This is a genomic window from Symbioplanes lichenis, assembly GCF_030709675.1.
Lineage (GTDB): Bacteria > Actinomycetota > Actinomycetes > Mycobacteriales > Micromonosporaceae > Actinoplanes > Actinoplanes lichenis.
On record NZ_JAUZQD010000015.1, the window covers coordinates 215,819 to 235,159 of the forward strand.

Sequence of the window (19,341 nt, forward strand, 5' to 3'; positions counted from 1 at the left end):
GACCGCTTCAGCGGTAGTCGTCCTCCAGCTCGACGACGCGCCCCTGCTCGTGGGCGTCCCACTCGGACACCTCGATCGCCGGCGACACCTCCGCGTCCTCCACGCTGTCGTCACCGGCCAGCCAGCCGGGGGCCGCGTCGGTCGCCTGCTCGGCGGCGTCGCCCTCCGGAGCCTCCAGGTCGAGCTCGTAGTCCGGGTATGTCATGACCGACTCCCTCTTGCCGTCACGGGCTCTTTCCATACTCCCCCGTCCCCCGCATGATCGGAGGGCAAACCGGGTGCCTGTGTAACGGGTCGGTTACCGAGGCTCCGGTGACCTGCGGAATACTGGCCGACGGCAGGTCTCCGTCCTTCATGATCAAGGAGCGCTCCCGATGCCCATCGCTTCCCCTGAGGTCTACGCCGAGATGCTCGACCGCGCCAAGGCCGGCGCGTTCGCATATCCCGCGATCAATGTCACGTCCTCGCAGACCCTGAACGCGGCGCTCGCGGGCTTCGCCGAGGCGGGCAGCGACGGCATCATCCAGATCTCCACCGGCGGTGCCGAGTACGCGTCCGGCCCCACCATCAAGAACATGGTGACCGGCGCGGTGGCCCTCGCGGAGTACGCGACCGAGGTGGCCCGCCACTACCCGGTCAACATCGCGCTGCACACCGACCACTGCCCCAAGGACAAGCTGGACAAGTACGTCCGCCCGCTGCTCGCGATCAGCAAGGAGCGCGTGGACAACGGCAAGGCGCCGCTCTTCCAGTCGCACATGTGGGACGGCTCGGCCGTGCCCGTCGACGAGAACCTGCAGATCGCCGAGGAGCTGCTCGCCCTGGCCGCCGCGGCCCACATCATCCTTGAGATCGAGGTCGGCGTGGTCGGCGGCGAAGAGGACGGCGTCTCCGCCGCGATCGACGACAAGCTCTACTCGACCGTCGGCGACGGCCTGGCCACCGCCGCCGCGCTCGGCCTGGGTGAGAAGGGCCGCTACATGACGGCCCTGACCTTCGGCAACGTGCATGGCGTCTACAAGCCCGGCAACGTCAAGCTGCGCCCGGAGATCCTCAAGGAGATCCAGGAGGCGGTCGGCGCCAAGTACGGCAAGGAGAAGCCGTTCGACCTGGTCTTCCACGGCGGCTCGGGCTCGCTGCTCTCGGAGATCCACGGCGCCCTGGACTACGGCGTGGTCAAGATGAACATCGACACCGACACGCAGTACGCCTTCACCCGGCCGGTGGCCGACTTCATGCTCCGCAACTACGAGGGCGTGCTCAAGGTGGACGGCGAGGTCGGCAACAAGAAGCAGTACGACCCGCGGGCCTGGGGCAAGATCGCGGAGGCCGGGCTGGCGCAGCGCGTCGTCGAGGCGTGCGAGCACCTGCGCTCGACGGGCACGACGCTCGCCAAGTGAACTGACGTTTTCTCGCGGCCGGTCTCCCTTCGGGGGACCGGCCGCTCTGCCTTCAGGGGATCGGCCCCGATCATGTTGCGAGGTGACGCTCCGGGGTGGGTACCATCGTCCTCTGCTGTGCGGTGGAGGCGGTGATCTTGCTCGGGATCGAGGGGTACGACCCCGATTGGCACCACGACGCGGCCGCCCTGGCCGCCGTCCACAGAGCACGGTTCTCGCGGCTCATCGGCCGGAAGCTGATGTCCGGCTGGCTCATGTGGAACATGGCCGAGCGCGGCTGGTTCGCCGACGGCCCGGTGATCCTCGGCTTCGGTGAGACGAACGTCGAAATTACCCACCGCAAGTTCGATGAGTGCGCGATCACCTGGAACAGGGTCGACATGAGCGCCCCGATCGACTGGTTCGCGAGCGGGATCCAGCTCGACTGGCGGGCCGACCCGCACTCCGCCCTGCGCAACGCCCGCGACAAGGTCCTGCGCGAGGTCAACATCATCGAGCTGGTCACGGTGGCCGAGTGGCGCCCCCGGGTCCTGCACGCGGTCGAGTTCCTCTTCGAGGGCGCGCGCCTGGCCGTCTACAACGCCATGGACGAGAACGGCCTGACCGACGTCCCTGAGTGGGACCTCCCGGTCAACAACTGGCGCCGCGTCCGCGTCGCCTGACGCTCGCTCAGGCCGCCGGTGCTTCCAGGGCGGCCATCGCCTCGTCGAGGTCGTCGGTCACCACGAGCAGGTGTGACTGGTCGCCGTGCGGGGAGCGGGCGAGCAGCGGCCTGAGCAGCGCTTCGACCGGGAGCCCGGCCCAGTGGGCGCGGCCCAGGAAGACGAAGGCGCCCGACGGGCCGTCGGTGCGATAGAACGTCTTGGTCGCCGCCTGGAACACCTCCTGCACGGTGCCGGCCCAGCCGGGCGCGAAGACGATGCCGCCCCGGGCCAGGCGCAGGATCGAGTCCTCCCGGACGGCGTTGGAGAAGTACTTGCCGATCTGGCCGGCGAAGAGGTTGGCGGGCTCGTGGCCGTACAGCCAGGTGGGGAGGGCCAGACCGCCGTGCTCCAGATCCGCTGGTGCAGGGAAAAGCTCGCGGACCGCCAGGGCCGCGGCCGTGAAGGGATCGTGATCGCGGAAGTCGGGCGCGGGGGCGAGCAGGTCGATCGCCTTCGTCAGCTCCGCGGCCGAGCGCGTGGCGAAATAGGCCCCCAGGTTCGCGGCCTCCATGACCCCGGGCCCGCCGCCGGTCACGATCAGCCGCCCGGCGCCGGCCAGGCGGTGCGCCAGCTCGGCCGCCATCCGGTACGCGTCGGAGCCGCGCGGCTCGGCGTGCCCGCCCATGATTCCCACCGCGCCGCGGGGCCCGTGCGCCTCGAACCACGCGGCCAGGGCCTTGCCCAGCGCGTTGTCGATGCCCGCGTCGTGCAGCCGCTGCGCGATCGCCTCGCGAAGATCCGGCGCCGCGCCGCCGTGGTCGAGGAAGTGCTGGTAGACCAGCGTGTCGTACATGCCGGCGAAGCCGTGCTCGGCGAACCCGGCCGCCAGATCCTCGGGCGTGTAGAGCAGTGCCGGATGGGTCGGGAAGGGACGCTCGTCGAAGGGCGGGATCACGTGCGCCCCGCGCCGGATCACGTCGAGCTCCGCCTCGGCCGACGGCAGCTCGCAGCCCACGAAGAGGGTGCCCGTGACGTCGACCGCCGACAGGTCCGGCGGCTCCCGGTCCAGGCGCAGGCCGAGCACGATCAGGCCGGCCAGCGACCGCTTCGCCAGGTGCGTGTCGAACTCGGCCCGCGACTCGATCTCGAACTCGGTCGCGTCGAAGGGCTGGTGAGGATCGCCGAACATGGTCGTAGGGTAGCCATCGCTGTCCCGGCCGCACGCTCTCGGCACGGCTCGGGATGATCCAGCGGCGGGACCGGGTTGAATGGTGGCATGCAGAATCTCCTTCCCGAGCCCCCGGCCACGCGGATCCCCGCGGACGAGGCCGCCGAGGCTGCCCTGGCCACGGCCGCGCAGACCGGCAGCGACGACGCCTACAAGGAGGTGGCGGCGAAGTTCCCGGCGTTCAGCGGGGGATGGGCCGCCCTGGCCGAGAGCGCGCTGGCCGCGCAGCAGCCGGTGACCGCTTACGCGTACGCCCGGACTGGCTACCACCGCGGCCTGGACGCCCTGCGCCGCAACGGCTGGAAGGGCCACGGGCCGGTGCCGTGGGCGCACGAGCCGAACCGCGGCTTCCTGCGGGCGCTGCACGCGCTGTCCCTGGCGGCCGCCGAGATCGGCGAGGCGGACGAGGCGGCGCGGTGCGCGCAGTTCCTGCGGGACAGCGACCCGGTGGCGGCGGACGCGCTTTCCTGATCGACGGCTGCCGGCTTCGGCGAGGCCCCTCGGATCTCCGGCGGGCCTCGCCGCGTTTCTCGCTTTGTCGTGCCGGCCGTAGTTACAGGCCCTCGGCCACCGCTGCCGCGATCTTGAGCCAGCTGTCGCGGGTGCCGTTGGAGAGGTGCCCGTAACGCAGCGGCTCGCCGGAGTCGATCAGCTTCTCGTAGGGCGCCAGCAGCACCGCCCGCGTCCGCGCCGCGAAGTGCCGCTGGATCGCCGGCAGGTCGATGTCCTTGCGGGTCGGCGGCATCGTGACCACGCTGATCGCCTGCCGCACCAGCCGCTGCCGGCCGCTCTGCTCCAGGTGGTCGAGCATCCGCGCCGCGGTCTCGGCCGAGTCGTTACGAGCCGACATCGTGATCACCAGCTGATCGGTCGCATCCATCGCGGCCTGCCAGTTCTGGGCGCGCACGTTGTTGCCGGTGTCCACGAAGATCAACTTGTAGAACCGGCTGACGATCTCCCGGATCTCCGCGAAGGCCCCGGCGGTCAGCATCTCGCCCGCCGTCGCCGACTCGTCCGACGCCAGCACGTCGAACATGCCCTCGCCCTGCGCCCGCACGTACTGCGACAGGTCACCGACCCGCCCGTGCGACCCGCGGAAGAGATGCAGGTCCCGCATCATGTCCCGCACGGTCCGCGCGTGGAAGTCCTGCTGCGCCCGCATGCCGAGCGTGCCCTGCGTCTCGTTGTTGTCCCAGGCCAGCACGTAGCCGCCGCGCTTCTGCCCGAACGTCATCGCGAGCAGCAGCACCGCCACGGTCTTCCCGGCCCCGCCCTTCGGGTTGACCACGGTCACCTGCCGCAGCCCGCCGAAGTTCCGCCGCACCATCTCGACGTCCCGCTTGTACTCCTGCTCCCGCTTGCCGGGCGCCATGCGCACCAGGCCGCCGGTCCCCTTCCGCAGCAGCGCCCGGGGCCCCATCGTCGCCGTCGGCTCGGCCGGCTTGGCCAGCCGCCGCCGCGCGAACTCCTCCGCGGTCGGAGTGCCGTCCGAAACCCACGGCAGCTGCTGGTAGGGGTCGGCCTCCGGGTCAACCTGCGGAAGCTGCTGAGCCCCGGCCGCGGCCGCCCGCGGGTCCACAGCGTTCGGGTCCATGACCGGCGGGTACGGCCCGGGGATCGGCTGCCCGGCCTGCCACTGCTGCCGCGGCTGGCCGTAGGCGTCCACCGGATAGGCCGCCTGACCGCCCTGGTCCGGCTGCCCGGGGTAGCCCACCTGTCCGCTCTGGTCCGGCTGGCCCGGGTAGCCGGGCTGTGCGGGGTATCCGGGCTGGCCCCAGGGCTGCCCCGGCTGCGGCTGACCGTACGGCTGTCCCGGCTGAGCGTGGCCCGGCTGCGGCTGTCCCGGCTGAGCGTGACCCGGCTGCGGCTGCCCCGGTTGGGCGTGGCCCGGCTGCGGCTGTCCCGGTCGGGCGTGGCCCGGCTGCGGTTGCGCCTGCGCCTGGGCGGGAGTCGCTGGGCCGGGCTGCGCTGCCGAGGGCGGCGGTGTCGGAGACTGCGAGGCCGGAGCCTGCGCCCCGGGCGGAACCGTCGCGGACCCGTGGGGCGTGGTGCCCCCGGGCGCGCCGGCGCCATACGGACCGGGCGCCGCCGGAACATTCGGCCCGGGCCCCTGCTGCGTGGAACCCGGCTTCCCCGGCGCAGCCGGAGTGGCTTGCCCCGCCGCTGGCTTCCCCGGTGCTCCCGGAGTGGCTTGTCCCGCAGCGGGCTTCGCCGGTGTCCCCGGCGTGGCTTGCCCCGGCGCGGCTTGTCCGGCTGCGGGCTTCGCCGGTGCTCCTGGAGTGGCCTGACCGGTCGAGGGACGCTGCGGCGGCTGGGACCAGGGCGAATCCGCGCCCGGTGCCCCCAGCGACACCGATCCGCCGGCCGGCCTGAGCGCCACAGAACCGCTGGCAGGCGCCTTCCCGGTCGCATCACTCTGGGCGTCGTTCGCCGCCGCAGGTGCCCCGGAAGCAGGAGCCGCAGAGATCGGAGCCGCGGAAGTGCCGGCCGGCACCCCGGAAGCCGGAGTCGCGGAGCTTCCCGCAGGCGCCGCCGAAGCCGGAGCCGCAGCACTCGACGCCGGCTGCGAGCCGGTCGTCGGCTGGGCGCCCGTGCTCGTGGCCGGCCGCGCGGCCGCGCCCGTGGTCGGCTGGGCGCCCGTGCCCGTGGCCGGCCGCGCGGCCGCGCCCGTGGTCGGCTGGGCGCCCGCGCCCGTGGTCGGCTGGGTGGGGGCACCCGAGGTCGGCCGGCCCGGCGCCCCGGAAGTCGGCTGGGGCGCGCGCCCGTTGGTCCCGCTCACGCTGGGGCCGGAAGGCGTGCCCGGACCCCGGAACAGGCTGGCGGGCGGCGTCGGGTGGCTCTCCGGCAGCGGGGCCGGGCTGACCTGGCCGGAAGGCGAGGCGCCGCCCTGCGACCAGGGCCGGCCGGTGCCGTCGGGAGCCGGTGGCACATTGTGTCCCGGAACGCCGGCGCCAGAAACGCCGCTGCTTCCGTAGGTGCCACTCCCCGGGCCGCTTCCATAAGCGGTGCCGGCCGGGCCGGACGTCGGGATCGGGCCACCCGCCGGACCGGGCGTCGGGATCGGGCCGTTGCCGTGCACCGCCGGCCCGCCACCGTTGCCGTTACCAGCGGGGCCACCGTTGGGGAAGTTGCCATAGGGAGAGGACGGGCCGGGCTGCTGCGACCCGCGCTCACCCGGGCGGTAAACGCCGCCGGCGGGTGCGGGCTGGGCCGGGGGCGGGTACGCCGGGGCGGGGGTGTGCGGCGCCGGCCGGCCCCCGGGTGCCGGCGTGTTGTCCAGCTCCTCCGGCGGCCAGAAGGGCTCGACGTCCCGGTCGGGTGTCGTGCCGTTCGTGCCCGGGACGTAGACGCGGTCGGCGTGCTCGTCCTCCACGGATGGATCCTCCCCGTCAAGCTCAGTCGTACCTGCGTGCTATCTCTTCAGACTCGCACAAACGGTCATGCCTCGTACACTGCCCAGGCCCCGGGCTCGGTCCACCACGAGCGCTTGCGGGCCATGGTGCCCGCGACGCCGTCGTCGAGGAACTGCAGCTCGCCGTCGCGGGGGAGCACCGAGACGGCTCGGCCCCGGGCGCGGCGCACCTCGACGCGTACCGTCGGCTTCTTGAAGCGCTGCTTGACCACTTTCGGCACCGCGACCGCGACCTCGACCCGGCCGTCGGTGGGGTCGCCGTCGGCGAGCAGGCGCAGCCCGTCGAACTCCGCGTAAGCCCCGGCGTTACCGATCGCACACGCGACGATGCCGTCTGTGCCGTCGGAGAGGACCGCGTCGTCGACCTCGATCCGGCCGCGCCACGGCACCGCGCGGCCGGCGTCGTCGACTCCGCCGACCAGGGCGCCGTCCACAGTGACCGATCCGCCGTCGTTGCGCAGCAGGTCGAGCCGCCGCACGCTGCCCTTCAGAACCGCGGCGGCCACCGCGGCGGGCTCGCGAGGCAGGCCCAGCTGCGCGGCAAGGTCTCCCTTGTTGCCCGGATCGAGCGGCAGGATGCCGATCGGCGGCAGGTCCGGCACCGTGCGGTTGTCGGCCAGGTCGGCGGGACGCTTGCTCGGCGGCGGCGCATAGCGCCGGACGAGTCGCCGCATCACGGCCCGGAGCTGCCCGTCTGTCGCGGTGGCGACCACGAGGCGCACCTTGCTGTCCGCGTCGGGCCAGGACAATCCGTCGGTACGCGGCGCAGCGTCGAGCCGCGCGATCACCGCGTCGATCTCGGCGTCCGACCCGGCGACCACGGTCTCGACCCGCGCCCCGGCCTCGGTGAGCGCCTCGGCGCACTTGAGCACAGGCACCCGCGGCGCGGCGCACGATCCACAGCCACCCTCGCCGTGATCGTGCCCACACCCGCTCGCGCTTCCCATGCCGTCCACACGGCCCGCACCGCCCGAACCGTTCACCGAACCCGCAACGCCGCCCGAATTGTCCGCCGCGTTACCGCCCGAGCCGCCCGAGTGGCCGGTCGCAGCGCCCGCCGGGGCGCCCGAATTGTCCGTGACGCCGCACGCGCCGCAAGCACCCCCGCAGCCGCCGGCGTCCGAGCCGTTCTCCGCGAGGCTCAGCAGGATGACGTCGTACATGTCAGGCCTCGCTCAGCACCGAGTGGCGCTCGATGACCTCTTCCCGGCCGGGGCCGACGCCGACGATCGAGATGCGGGCGCCGACGCGGCTCTCGACGAACTCGACGAAGCGCTGGGCATTGTCGGGCAGCTCGTCGAAGTTGCGGCACTCGCTGATGCTCGTCTTCCAGCCCGGCAGCGTCTCGTAGACCGGCACGGCGTGGTGGAAGTCGCTCTGGCTCACCGGCATCTCGTCGTGACGGACGCCATTGACCTCGTACGCGACGCAGACCTTGATCTCGTCCATGCCGTCGTAGTTGTCCAGCTTGGTCAGCACGAAGTCGGTGACGCCGTTGATCCGCTGGGCGTAGCGGCCCATGACCAGGTCGAGCCAGCCGATCCGGCGGGGGCGGCCGGTGGTGGTGCCGTACTCGTGGCCGACCTCGCGGAGGTGGTCGCCGACCTCGTCGTGCAGCTCGGTCGGGAAGGGGCCCTCGCCGACGCGGCTGGTGAAGGCCTTGAGCACGGCCACGACCCGGTCGACCCGGGTCGGCGGGATGCCCGAGCCGGTGCAGGCGCCGCCGGCGGTCGCGTTGGAGCTGGTCACGAACGGGTAGGTGCCGTGGTCGACGTCGAGCAGCGTCGCTTGCCCGGCCTCGCAGAGCACCACCTTGCCCTCGTCGAGCGCCTGGGACAGCTCGAGCGCGGTGTCGGCGACCATGGGTCGCAGCCGCTCCGCGTACGAGAGAAGGTCCTTGATGACCTCCTCCGGCTTGATGGCGCTGCGGTTGTAGATCTTCGACAGGACCTGGTTCTTGAACGACAGGGCCGCCTCGACCTTCTGCCGGAGGATCGACTCGTCGAAGAGGTCCTGGACGCGGACGCCCATGCGGTTCATCTTGTCGGCGTAGGTCGGGCCGATGCCGCGGCCGGTGGTGCCGATCCGGCGGGCGCCGAGGAAGCGCTCGTTCACCTTGTCGAGCGAGCGGTTGTACGACGCGATGACGTGGGCGTTGGCGCTGATGCGCAGGCGGGAGGTGTCGATGCCGCGGGCCTCGAGCCCGTCGATCTCCTCGAAGAGGACGGCCAGGTCGACCACGACGCCGTTGCCGATGACCGGGGTGACACCCGGGGTGAGGATGCCGCTCGGGAGGAGGTGGAGGGCGTACTTCTCGCCCTTGATCACGACGGTGTGGCCCGCGTTGTTGCCACCGTTGAACTTCACCACGTAGTCCAGCCGGTCGCCCAGCAGGTCCGTGGCCTTGCCCTTGCCCTCGTCGCCCCACTGGGCGCCGACCAACACGATCACCGGCACTTTGACTGACGCCTTCCGTTGACACACGGCGTACGCGGAGAGGTCCGGGTACTGCCGAAGTTTACGCGACTCCGCAGCTCAACGCCGGACGGTTGTCCACAGGTCGGACCCGTTATCCACAGGGTCGCCGAGTTATCCACAGGCTGTGATCACGTGATTGCGCCGGGTGCAATGTGGACAAGTTCGGTCGTTCCAGCGGCGGCCCGTAGGATCGCCGGGTGCGCGTACTTCTCATCGGATCCGGCGGGCGTGAGCACGCCCTCGCAGTCGGCCTGGCCGCAGACCCCTCGGTGGAGCAGCTCTTCGCCGCCCCCGGCAACCCGGGCATCGCGGCGGTCGCCGAGCTGCGCGACGTCCAGGCCACCGATCCCGCGGCGGTGGCCGCGCTGGCGGTCGAGCTGGCGGCCGACCTCGTGGTGATCGGCCCGGAGGCCCCGCTCGTGGCGGGCGTCGCCGATGCCGTACGCGCGAAGGGTGTCGCCTGCTTCGGCCCGAGCGCCGCCGCCGCGCAGCTCGAGGGCTCGAAGGCCTTCGCCAAAGAGGTGATGACCGCGGCCGGCGTGCCCACCGCCCGGGCCCACGCGTGCTCGACGGCCGAGGAGGTCACCGCGGCGCTGACCGAGTTCGGCGCGCCCTATGTGGTGAAAAACGACGGCCTCGCCGCGGGCAAGGGCGTCGTGGTCACCGACTCGCTGACCGTCGCCGCCCAGCACGCCTCCGAGTGCGGCCAGGTCGTGATCGAGGAGTTCCTCTCCGGCCCCGAGGTGTCGCTCTTCGTGGTCACCGACGGCACCACGGCCGTCCCCCTCATGCCGGCCCAAGACTTCAAGCGCGTCGGCGACGGCGACGCCGGACCCAACACCGGCGGCATGGGTGCTTACGCGCCGCTGCCCTGGGCGCCCGCCGACCTGGTCGACCGCGTCCTGGCCGAGACGGTCGAGCCAACCCTGGCCGAGATGCGCAAGCGCGGCGTCCCGTTCGCGGGGCTGCTTTATGTCGGCCTTGCCCTGACCCCGGCCGGCCCCAAGGTCATCGAGTTCAACGCCCGCTTCGGCGACCCCGAGACCCAGGTCGTCCTGGCCCTCCTCGAGACGCCCCTGGCCAAGCTCCTCCACGCCGCTGCCGCCGGCACGCTCGCCGACTTCCCGCCCCTGACCTGGCGCGACGGCTCGGCGGTGACCGTGGTGATCGCCAGCCACAACTACCCCGGCACCCCTCGCACGGGCGACCCGATCGAGGGCGGCGAGCAGCCCGGCGTCATCCACGCCGGCACCGCCCGCACCGCCGACGGCACCCTGGTCTCCGCGGGCGGCCGCGTCCTGAGCGCCACAGCCACGGGCGCCGACCTCGCAGCGGCGCGCTCGGCGGCCTACGCCCTGGTCGACAGCATCAAGCTGGAGGGCTCTCACCACCGCACCGACATCGCCCTCGCCGCCGTCGAGGGCCGCATCACCATCTGACCGGCTGCCGTGAGGCCATCGCATTCCACCTCGCGGGGCTGCGGGAGTCCGGCGCGGTGGTTCCGGCTCCGACGGCGGAAGCGGTGGAGCTCGTCGCGGCCTGACACGCGAACCGGCCCGGATCCGCGAGGGGTCCGGGCCGGCGGCGTCAAGAAAACGCGGGTCAGCCCTTCGGGATGTCGAAGAGCTTGGCGACCGAGGCGGCCAGCCCCAGGTCGCCCTTCGCCTTGATCTTGCCGGTCATGAACATCATCATCGGGTTGCCGTCGCCCGAGACGACCTTGAGGAAGGTCAGCGGGTCCATGGTCATGGCCAGCTTGGGCTCGCGGGCCGGCTGGTTGGTGACGGTGCAGGCGCCGTTCTCGATGACGGTCTCGTAGGTGTCGGTGGTGCCGCCCGGGCCGCCCGTGATGTTCCAGTGGATGACGGCCTGGGTCGCGCCGGCGCGGTCGGCGCGGAAGAGCGTGGGCATCCGGCTGAAGACCTCGTCGAGGATCTTGCCGCGGCCCTCGGCGCCCATGATCTCGGTGATCTTCGAGTCCGGCGTCGACTTCACCAGCTGGGTGAACTCCTTCGGGCCGATCTGGGCGAGCGTCTCGGGGCTGAAATCAGTCATCGGTGACCTTCCGGGTTGAGCGCCAGTCCTACTCACGAGTAACCCTAGCGACCGCCACTGGGAACCGCAGTCTCTCAACCCCCCAACGACCGTTGGACAGTGAGGTAGACTCCCCAACATGTCTTTGGGAGACGAGGACGCCAAGCGGCAGGCGGCGCTGCGGGCGATGGCCCATCCCGTACGCCTCCAGATCCTGTCCCTGCTCACCGGCAGCTCGATGACCGCCGCCGAGGTGGCGCGCGAGCTCGGACTCACGCACGCCAACGCCAGCTATCACCTGCGGAACCTGCTGCACGGAGGCCTGATCGTCCCCGACGGCGAGGAGCGGATCCGGGGCGGCGTGGCAAAGCGCTACCGCTACCAGGGCGAGCGGGACCGCGGCACGGACAAGCCCCGGCCACTGGATGCCGCGGGTGCCGAGGCCCAGCGCGCGCTGCTGATCGCGTTCGCCAACGAGCTGATCCGGCGGACGTCCGAGGCGGATCTGACTGTCGGCAGCACGGTGACCGATGCGGAGCTGTGGGTCACTCCGGAGGCGTACCAGGACGTGCGCGACAAGATCACCGAGGCCAGCCGGGCCTTGCACGCGGCGGCACAGGCCCCGCGGACACCGGGGGCCATCCGCACGAGCACCACGATCGCCATGTTCCGGATGGAGGACAAGTGAGCGTGCTGGCGCCTCTGCGGCATGCGCCCTACCGCTTCCTGCTCGCCGGCCGTACGGTCAACGCCCTCGGCAACGCCGTCGCGCCCGTCGCTCTCGCCTTCGCCGTGCTGGATCTCACGGGTTCGGCGAGCGATCTCGGGCTCGTCGTCGGCGCGCGCGTGCTCGTCAACGTGCTGTTCCTGCTCTTCGGCGGAACACTCGCCGACCGGCTGCCGCGCTATCTGCTGATGGTCGGGTCCAGCCTCGCGGCGGCGGTCACCCAGGGCGCGGTGGCGCTCTTAATTCTTTCCGGTACGGCCACCATCCCGCTGCTGCTGGCGCTGGGTGCCGTGAACGGGATGGTCAGCGCCCTCGCGCTACCGGCCTCGTCGGCGATCCTGCCTCAGCTCGTTCCGGCCGAGGTCCGCCAGCAGGCCAACGCCCTCACCCGGTTGTTCTTCAACGGGGCTGCGATTCTCGGCGCACCCCTGGGCGGGGTCCTCGTGGCAGCGACCGGCGCCGGCTGGGGCATCGCCGTCGACGCCGTGTGCTTCCTGGTGGCGGCGCTGCTCTTCGCCCGTCTGCGCCCGGCCGCCGTGGCGACCGCGGTCGAGGAGCGGACCAGCATCGTCACCGAGTTGCGGGAGGGCTGGACGGAGTTCCGGTCCCGTACCTGGCTGTGGGTGGTTGTCCTCGCCTTCATGGTGATCAACGCGTGCCTGAGTGGCGGGATCAATGTCCTCGGCCCGGTGGTTGCGGACGACACGATCGGACGCCGGCTGTGGGGCGTGGTGCTCGGCGCGGAAACGCTGGGCATGGCGCTCGGGGCGATCGTCGCCATGCGGCTGCGGGTCCGGCGACTGTTGTTCTTCGGAGCGGTCAGCACGGCGTTCATCGCCCTGCCGCTGCTGACCCTGGGAGTGGTGCCGCACATCGTGCCGCTGCTGGTCGCCATGTTCGTCGCGGGGCTCATGATCGAGCAGTTCAGCGTCGCGTGGGAGACGACGATGCAGGAACATGTGCCGGCCGGGAAACTCGCGCGCGTCTACTCGTACGACATGGTGGGGTCCTTTCTCGCGATCCCGCTCGGGCAGGTCGTGGCGGGACCCGTGGCGGAGGCCGTGGGTGTGGAGGCGACGCTGGTCGGGGCGGCGGTGCTCGTGGGGCTCGCGGTGCTCGGCATGGTGACCAGCCGCGATGTGCGTACCCTCCGGCACGAGATCGTGCCCGTGAAAGAATTGACGGCGTGAGCATCCCGAACGTCCTCGCCAGCCGCTATGCCTCCGCCGACCTCGTGGCCCTCTGGTCGCCGGAGGAGAAGATCCGGATGGAGCGCCGGCTCTGGCTGGCGGTCCTGCGCGCCCAGCGTGACCTCGGCGTCGCGCTGCCCGACGGGGTCGTCGAGGCCTACGAGCGGGTCGTCGACGACGTCGACCTGGCGAGCATCGCGGAGCGTGAGCGCGTCACCCGGCACGACGTCAAGGCGCGGATCGAGGAGTTCAGCGCGCTCGCCGGCCACGAGCACATCCACAAGGGAATGACCTCCCGGGACCTCACCGAGAATGTCGAGCAGCTGCAGGTTCGTGCGTCGCTCGAGCTGATCCGCGGCCGGATCGTCGCCGCCCTCGCCCGGCTGGCCGAGCTGGCCGTGACGCACAGCGATCTCGTCATGACCGGTCGCTCGCACAACGTCGCGGCGCAGGCCACGACGCTCGGGAAGCGCTTCGCCAGCGCGGCGGAAGAGCTGCTCATCGCGTACGAGCGGCTGTCCGACCTGATCGACCGCTATCCCCTGCGGGGCATCAAGGGCCCGGTGGGTACGTCCGCCGACCAGCTGGACCTCTTCGACGGCGACGCCGCCAAGGTGGCCGAGCTGGAGCGCAAGGTCGCCGAGCACCTGGGCTTCGAGCGGGTGCTGACCAGCGTGGGCCAGGTCTACCCGCGGTCGCTCGACTTCGACGTGGTCTCCGCGCTGGCGCAGGTCGTCGCGGCCCCGTCGTCGCTGGCCACCACGATCCGGCTGATGGTCGGCCAGGAGCTGGTGACCGAGGGCTTCAAGCCGGGCCAGGTCGGCTCGTCGGCCATGCCCCACAAGATGAACACCCGCTCGTCCGAGCGCGTCAACGGTCTCGCGGTGATCGTGCGCGGCTACCTGTCGATGGTCGGTGAGCTGGCCGGCGACCAGTGGAACGAGGGCGACGTCTCGTGCTCGGTGGTTCGCCGGGTGGCGTTGCCCGACGCGTTCTTCGCGACGGACGGGCTGTTCCAGACGTTCCTGACGGTGCTCGACGAGTTCGGGGCGTACCCGGCGGTGATCGCCCGGGAGCTCGACCGCTTCCTGCCGTTCCTCACCACCACGAAGATCCTGGTCGCCGCGGCCCGCAAGGGCGTCGGGCGCGAGGTGGCCCACGAGGCCATCAAGGAGCACGCCGTCGCGGTGGCCCTCGCCATGCGCGAGAAGGGCCTCGCCGAGAACGACCTCTTCGACCGGCTCGCCGGTGACGAGCGTCTCGGGCTGTCGCGCGCCGAGATCGACACCCTGGTCGCCGACCGTGCCGCCTTCGTCGGTGCGGCTCCGGCGCAGGTGGAGGCGGTTGTCGCCCGGATCGCTGCCATCGTCGCGGCGGATCCGGCCGCCGCTTCCTACTCGCCGGCCCCCATCCTGTGAAAAAGGGCCGGCCCCTGGGGGAATGGGCCGGCCCCTTCTCGCCGCGACGTCAGACGCCGGCGACGCTCGTGATCCAGCTGCGGTTGTAGGCGACGCTGCCGTAGTACTGCGCGGTCGTGCCATTCGCCGTGGAGGCGACGCCGACCTGGGCGCCGTTGTAGACCTGCGGGCCGCCGGAGTCGCCGCGCCACGCGTTGCCGTTGATCCGGGTGCTGCCGATCGCGCGGCCTCCGTAGGCGTCCGTCTGGTTGGTCGAGGTGACCTGGACCGTCGCCGTCTTCAGCACGGTGCTGGCGTCGCAGCCGCTGTAGCAGGTCATGCCCCAGCCGTAGATCGAGTTGGTCGAGCCGACCGGCGGGTAGGAGCTCGACAGCGGCATGTAGGTCGTCGAGACCGAGCTGCTCAGCCGCATCAGCGCCAGGTCGTTCTGGGTGACGGTCGACGACACGGTACGGGTCACCCCGCCCGAGGTGCGGTTGACGCTGCCGATCCGGACCGACATCGTGCCGCTGATGCAGTGCCGCGCGGTGAGCACGTAGTTGGCCGAGATGATCGTGCCGGAGCAGGTGAAGCTGCCGTTGCTGAAGACGGCGGCCGCCCACGGGGCCGACGCGACGGTGGACCCGCCGATGATCTTCTGAGGGCCGTCGTCCGCGGCGAGTGCGGCGGAGGGTACGGCCAGTGCGCCGGTCAGGGCGGCGGCCAGTGAGGCGACGACGGTGCGGATGCGCACGCCGGGCTCCTTCCGAACGGATCGATGCTCGGTGACATCGACTCTTGTCGAGGCACGCTACGGTCCGATCCGGCGGTGTGACTACACGTCATCCAGTACCTATCACGGTGTGATGACCGTCCCCGTCCGTGGTGGAGATCACCGTCGAGATGCCCTGCTCAGTGGCCGTTCGGTCGGCCTGCCGACACCAGCCGAGAAGTTGATCGGCGGTCGCACAAGGTAGGCTTCTGACGCTCGCCCCTTCGAGGGCCATCCAACTGCGCGCCAACAGTCAGGAGTGCCCGTGGCTCGCGTCGTCGTCGACGTCATGCTCAAGCCGGAGATCCTCGATCCGCAGGGCCAGGCAGTGGCGAATGCGCTGCCCCGGCTCGGCGTGAGCGACGTCTCCTCCGTGCGCATCGGCCGCCGCATCGAGATCGAGTTCGCCGGTGAACCCGACCTCGCCACCGCCCGCGAGATCGCCGACAAGCTGCTCGCCAACCCGGTCATCGAGGACTTCTCGATCCGGGTGGAGGAGCAGGCCGGCGACGCTGCCTCCGTGAGCGCGTGACCATGCGCATCGGAGTTGTCACCTTCCCCGGTTCCCTCGACGACGGCGACGCCGCCCGTGCGGTGCGGATCGCCGGGGGCGAGGCCGTCCGGCTCTGGCACGGCGACGCCGACCTGCACGGCGTCGACGCGGTGGTCCTGCCCGGCGGCTTCTCCTACGGCGACGCGCTGCGGTGCGGCGCCATCGCCCGGTTCGCGCCGGTGATGGAGACGATCGTCGACGCCGCCCGCGGCGGCCTGCCGGTGCTCGGCATCTGCAACGGCTTCCAGGTCCTCTGCGAGGCCCACCTGCTGCCGGGTGCCCTCACCCGCAACCAGCACCTGCACTTCCGCAACCGCGACCAGCACCTGCGGATCGGCACGACGGAGACCGCCTGGACCAGCAACTTCACCGAGGGCGAGGAGATCCTCATCCCCGTGAAGAACGGTGAGGGCTGCTTCGTCGCCGACACCAAGACGCTCGACGCGCTCGAGGCCGAGGGCCGCATCGTCGCGTGGTACACGCGCGGCAACCCGAACGGCTCGCAGCGCGACATCGCCGCGATCACCAACGAGGCGGGCAACGTGGTCGGCATCATGCCGCACCCGGAGCACGCGGTGGAGGCGCTGACCGGCCCCTCCCTCGACGGCCTCGGCTTCTTCACCTCAGCCCTGCGGCACCTGGCCGGAGCCGCGGGCGGGCAGCTCACAGGGGGAGCGACTCGATGACCACCCAGCCCGACACCGTGACCGGCGCCGGGGAGGCCAAGCTTTCCGCCACGGCCTTCGCCGCGACCGACGTGCTGGCCGGCGACATCGACACCGTCGAGCAGGCCGCCAAGACGCCGGACGAGCTGCAGCCGCACACCGAGCTGGGGCTCAAGGACGACGAGTACGACCGGATCCGCCAGATCCTCGGCCGCCGTCCCACCGCGTCCGAGCTCGCGATGTACTCGATCATGTGGAGCGAGCACTGCTCCTACAAGTCGAGCAAGGTGCACCTGCGCCAGTTCGGTGAGAAGGCCCCGAAGAACACCCGCATGCTCGCCGGCATCGGGGAGAACGCGGGCGTGGTCCAGATCTCCGACGACCTGGCCGTCACGTTCAAGGTCGAGTCGCACAACCACCCGAGCTACGTCGAGCCCTACCAGGGCGCGGCGACCGGCGTCGGCGGCATCGTGCGCGACATCCTCGCCATGGGCGCCCGCCCGGTCGCGGTCATGGACCCGCTGCGCTTCGGTGCCGCGGACCACCCCGACACCGCGCGCGTGCTGCCCGGCGTCGTCGCCGGCATCGGTGGCTACGGCAACTGCCTGGGCCTGCCCAACATCGGCGGCGAGATCGTCTTCGACCCGACCTACCAGGGCAACCCGCTGGTCAACGCCCTGAGCATCGGCGTGCTGCCGGTCGAGCGCCTCCAGCACAAGGAGGCCGCCGGCATCGGCAACATCGTCGTGCTGCTCGGTGCGCGCACCGGCCGCGACGGCATCGGCGGCGTGTCCGTGCTGGCCTCGGCGACCTTCGACGAGGGGGCCGAGCAGCGCCGCCCGTCGGTGCAGGTCGGCGACCCCTTCATGGAGAAGCTGCTCATCGAGAGCTGCCTCGAGCTCTATGACGCCGGGCTCGTGGCCGGCATCCAGGACCTCGGCGGCGCGGGCCTGACCTGCGCGCTCACCGAGACGGCCGCCGCCGCCGGCACCGGCATGCGGGTCTGGCTGGAGCGGGTGCCGCTGCGCGAGGCGTCCATGTCGCCGACCGAGATCCTGGCCAGCGAGTCGCAGGAGCGCATGCTCCTCATCGTCAACCCGGACAAGCTCGACGAGGTGCTGGCCGTCGCCGAGAAGTGGGGCGTCTGGGCCACCGCGATCGGCGAGGTCACCCCGAGCGAGACCGAGGGCGAGCCCGGCCGCCTGGTGATCAGCTGGAACGACCACGTCGTGGTGGACGTGCCCCCGGGCTCGCTCGCCGACGACGGCCCGGTCTACGCCCGGCCGATCCGCGAGCCCGGCGACCTGATCCTGCTGCAGGCCGACCGGGCCGAGACGCTGCCCCGCCCGGCCTCGCCGGAGGAGCTGCGCGAGACCGTCCTGCGGATGATCGCCTCGCCCAACCTCTGCGACAAGACGTGGGTCACCGAGCAGTACGACCGCTACGTCCTGGGCAACACGGTGCTGGCGCAGCCCGAGGACGCCGGTGTCCTGCGCATCGACGAGAAGACCGGGCTGGGCGTCGCGCTGTCGGTCGACGGCAACGGTCGCTACGCGCGCCTCGACCCGTACGAGGGGGCGAAGCTGGCCCTGGCCGAGGCCTACCGCAACGTCGTCGTCACCGGCGCCGAGCCGGTCGCCGTCACCGACTGCCTCAACTTCGGCTCGCCCGAGGACCCGGCCGTCATGTGGCAGTTCGCCGAGGCCGTCCGCGGCCTCGCTGACGGCTGCCAGGAGCTGGGCATCCCGGTGACCGGCGGCAACGTCAGCTTCTACAACCAGACCGGCGCCGCGGCGATCCACCCCACCCCGGTGGTGGGCGTGCTCGGCATCCTGGACGACGTGGCCAAGCGGGTGCCGATGGGCTTCCCGCCGCCGCCCGGCGCGGAGGGCGACCTGCTCTTCGTGCTCGGCACCACCACGGACGAGCTCTCCGGCTCCGAGTGGGCCTGGGTCACCCACGGTCACCTCGGGGGCAAGCCGCCCAAGGTGGACCTCGCCGCCGAGCAGCGCCTCGGCAAGCTCCTGGCCCAGGCGGCCGAGCGCGAGTTCGTCGTGGCCGCGCACGACCTCTCCGACGGCGGTCTCTCCCAGGTCCTCGTCGAGTCGGCCCTGCGCCGCAACGTGGGCGCCAAGGTCACGCTGCCCGGTGACGCCCGCACCGCCCCCTTCGTCTGGCTGTTCAGCGAGTCGGCGGGCCGCGCGCTCGTCGTCGTGCCCCGCGGCCACGAGACGGCGTTCCGGGCCCTCGCCGAGGAGCACGGCGTCCCGGTCACCGCGCTCGGCGTGACCACCGAGGAGCAGGTCCTCGACATCGAGGGCCAGTTCGCGATCGGCCTCGACGAGCTGCGCACCGCCTTCACCGGCACGATGCGCCGCCTCTTCGGCGGCCCGGCCGAGCTGGGCGCCGAGTCGGCGACGGTGGCCTCGGTCTCCGCCATCTCCGCCACCGCGGACCCGAGCTTCACCTCCGCCCCGATCACGGCCGCCGGCCCGTCGGAAGCGGCCGGCGCGTCGCAGGCTGCCTCGGCGCAGGGCGCTCCCTCGTCGGACGCGGTCGGATCGTCGCAGGCGGCCGGCGCGTCGGAGATCGCCTCGTCGGCGTCCGGCGGCTCCAACACGGCTGGTGTCTCCGGCACGGCTGGTGTCTCCGGCGCAGCTGGTGGCTCGGGTGCGGCCGGCGGCTCGGAGCCGGCGGCGTCGCTCCCGGGCGGGCCGGTCGACTCCAGCCCGGCGCAGGCTCCGGCGCCGAGTGACAAGGCCACCGAGGCGGAGAAGCCCACCCAGGACTGATCCGCCCCGAACGGTTCCGCACGACGCCACGGCCGGCCCTTCACCGGGT

At 71.9% G+C, this 19,341-nt stretch carries 18 protein-coding genes; 11 read left to right on the forward strand and 7 right to left on the reverse strand.

Translation table 11 applies throughout. The features are described from left to right. Positions 1 to 7: 7 nt before the first annotated feature. Complete coding sequence (locus RAN62_RS32195) at positions 8 to 205, reverse strand: hypothetical protein (RefSeq protein ID WP_305788589.1); 198 nt, start codon at positions 203 to 205, stop codon at positions 8 to 10. Positions 206 to 374: 169 nt separating this feature from the next. Here RAN62_RS32195 and fbaA point away from each other — a divergent pair, with 169 nt between their 5' ends. Together fbaA and RAN62_RS32205 are read left to right on the forward strand one after the other, a co-directional pair. Further along, positions 375 to 1,400: a class II fructose-bisphosphate aldolase gene (fbaA, locus tag RAN62_RS32200; protein ID WP_305788590.1), complete on the forward strand. Its 1,026-nt coding sequence runs from the start codon at positions 375 to 377 to the stop codon at positions 1,398 to 1,400. 95 nt (positions 1,401 to 1,495) lie between these two features. Next, positions 1,496 to 2,062: a hypothetical protein gene (locus RAN62_RS32205; RefSeq protein ID WP_305788591.1), complete on the forward strand. Its 567-nt coding sequence runs from the start codon at positions 1,496 to 1,498 to the stop codon at positions 2,060 to 2,062. A 7-nt stretch (positions 2,063 to 2,069) separates the two neighbouring features. Here the strand turns inward: RAN62_RS32205 and RAN62_RS32210 are convergent, their stop codons facing one another. Continuing rightward, positions 2,070 to 3,233 carry an LOG family protein gene (locus tag RAN62_RS32210; RefSeq protein WP_305788592.1) on the reverse strand — a complete coding sequence of 388 codons (1,164 nt, stop codon included), beginning with the start codon at positions 3,231 to 3,233 and terminating at the stop codon, positions 2,070 to 2,072. A gap of 87 nt (positions 3,234 to 3,320) precedes the next feature. Between RAN62_RS32210 and RAN62_RS32215 the strand changes: the two genes are divergently transcribed. Next, positions 3,321 to 3,743 (forward strand): DUF3151 domain-containing protein, encoded by a 423-nt coding sequence (locus tag RAN62_RS32215; RefSeq protein ID WP_305788593.1) that lies wholly within the window; start codon positions 3,321 to 3,323, stop codon positions 3,741 to 3,743. A gap of 82 nt (positions 3,744 to 3,825) precedes the next feature. Here RAN62_RS32215 and RAN62_RS41445 read toward each other — a convergent pair whose 3' ends face one another. Next, positions 3,826 to 4,986 (reverse strand): MinD/ParA family ATP-binding protein, encoded by a 1,161-nt coding sequence (locus RAN62_RS41445; RefSeq protein WP_438874578.1) that lies wholly within the window; start codon positions 4,984 to 4,986, stop codon positions 3,826 to 3,828. 766 nt (positions 4,987 to 5,752) lie between these two features. Between RAN62_RS41445 and RAN62_RS32225 the strand changes: the two genes are divergently transcribed. Beyond that, positions 5,753 to 6,247 carry a hypothetical protein gene (locus tag RAN62_RS32225; RefSeq protein WP_305788648.1) on the forward strand — a complete coding sequence of 165 codons (495 nt, stop codon included), beginning with the start codon at positions 5,753 to 5,755 and terminating at the stop codon, positions 6,245 to 6,247. Positions 6,248 to 6,710: 463 nt separating this feature from the next. Here RAN62_RS32225 and RAN62_RS32230 read toward each other — a convergent pair whose 3' ends face one another. Together RAN62_RS32230 and RAN62_RS32235 are read right to left on the reverse strand one after the other, a co-directional pair. Continuing rightward, on the reverse strand, positions 6,711 to 7,631 hold the full coding sequence (locus RAN62_RS32230) for a diacylglycerol kinase family protein (RefSeq protein ID WP_305788647.1): 921 nt from the start codon (positions 7,629 to 7,631) through the stop codon (positions 6,711 to 6,713). 217 nt (positions 7,632 to 7,848) lie between these two features. After that, positions 7,849 to 9,141 (reverse strand): adenylosuccinate synthase, encoded by a 1,293-nt coding sequence (locus tag RAN62_RS32235; protein ID WP_305788594.1) that lies wholly within the window; start codon positions 9,139 to 9,141, stop codon positions 7,849 to 7,851. Positions 9,142 to 9,359: 218 nt separating this feature from the next. Here RAN62_RS32235 and purD point away from each other — a divergent pair, with 218 nt between their 5' ends. Beyond that, positions 9,360 to 10,601, forward strand: coding sequence for a phosphoribosylamine--glycine ligase (gene purD, locus RAN62_RS32240; protein ID WP_305788595.1), 1,242 nt, complete (start codon positions 9,360 to 9,362; stop codon positions 10,599 to 10,601). Positions 10,602 to 10,764: 163 nt separating this feature from the next. Here purD and RAN62_RS32245 read toward each other — a convergent pair whose 3' ends face one another. After that, positions 10,765 to 11,217, reverse strand: coding sequence for an SCP2 sterol-binding domain-containing protein (locus RAN62_RS32245; RefSeq protein WP_305788596.1), 453 nt, complete (start codon positions 11,215 to 11,217; stop codon positions 10,765 to 10,767). Positions 11,218 to 11,335: 118 nt separating this feature from the next. Here RAN62_RS32245 and RAN62_RS32250 point away from each other — a divergent pair, with 118 nt between their 5' ends. Genes RAN62_RS32250 through purB form a run of 3 tightly spaced genes read left to right on the forward strand, consistent with a single transcriptional unit; the run spans position 11,336 to position 14,531 of the window. Continuing rightward, entirely contained in the window at positions 11,336 to 11,884 is a 549-nt protein-coding gene (locus RAN62_RS32250) for an ArsR/SmtB family transcription factor (RefSeq protein ID WP_305788597.1), read from the forward strand. After that, positions 11,881 to 13,113, forward strand: coding sequence for an MFS transporter (locus RAN62_RS32255; protein ID WP_305788598.1), 1,233 nt, complete (start codon positions 11,881 to 11,883; stop codon positions 13,111 to 13,113). Before RAN62_RS32250 ends, RAN62_RS32255 begins: the two co-directional genes overlap by 4 nt. Then, positions 13,110 to 14,531, forward strand: coding sequence for an adenylosuccinate lyase (purB, locus tag RAN62_RS32260; RefSeq protein ID WP_305788599.1), 1,422 nt, complete (start codon positions 13,110 to 13,112; stop codon positions 14,529 to 14,531). The genes RAN62_RS32255 and purB overlap by 4 nt, the downstream gene beginning before the upstream one ends. Before the next feature lie 49 nt (positions 14,532 to 14,580). Here the strand turns inward: purB and RAN62_RS32265 are convergent, their stop codons facing one another. Continuing rightward, positions 14,581 to 15,264, reverse strand: a complete 684-nt coding sequence (locus tag RAN62_RS32265) for a S1 family peptidase (protein WP_305788600.1) — start codon at positions 15,262 to 15,264, stop codon at positions 14,581 to 14,583. A gap of 283 nt (positions 15,265 to 15,547) precedes the next feature. Between RAN62_RS32265 and purS the strand changes: the two genes are divergently transcribed. Genes purS through purL form a run of 3 tightly spaced genes read left to right on the forward strand, consistent with a single transcriptional unit; the run spans position 15,548 to position 19,292 of the window. Then, on the forward strand, positions 15,548 to 15,814 hold the full coding sequence (gene purS, locus RAN62_RS32270; RefSeq protein WP_305788601.1) for a phosphoribosylformylglycinamidine synthase subunit PurS: 267 nt from the start codon (positions 15,548 to 15,550) through the stop codon (positions 15,812 to 15,814). Further along, positions 15,811 to 16,521: a phosphoribosylformylglycinamidine synthase subunit PurQ gene (purQ, locus tag RAN62_RS32275; protein WP_305788602.1), complete on the forward strand. Its 711-nt coding sequence runs from the start codon at positions 15,811 to 15,813 to the stop codon at positions 16,519 to 16,521. Before purS ends, purQ begins: the two co-directional genes overlap by 4 nt. Next, positions 16,518 to 19,292, forward strand: a complete 2,775-nt coding sequence (gene purL, locus RAN62_RS32280) for a phosphoribosylformylglycinamidine synthase subunit PurL (RefSeq protein WP_305788603.1) — start codon at positions 16,518 to 16,520, stop codon at positions 19,290 to 19,292. The genes purQ and purL overlap by 4 nt, the downstream gene beginning before the upstream one ends. Positions 19,293 to 19,341: the final 49 nt, after the last annotated feature.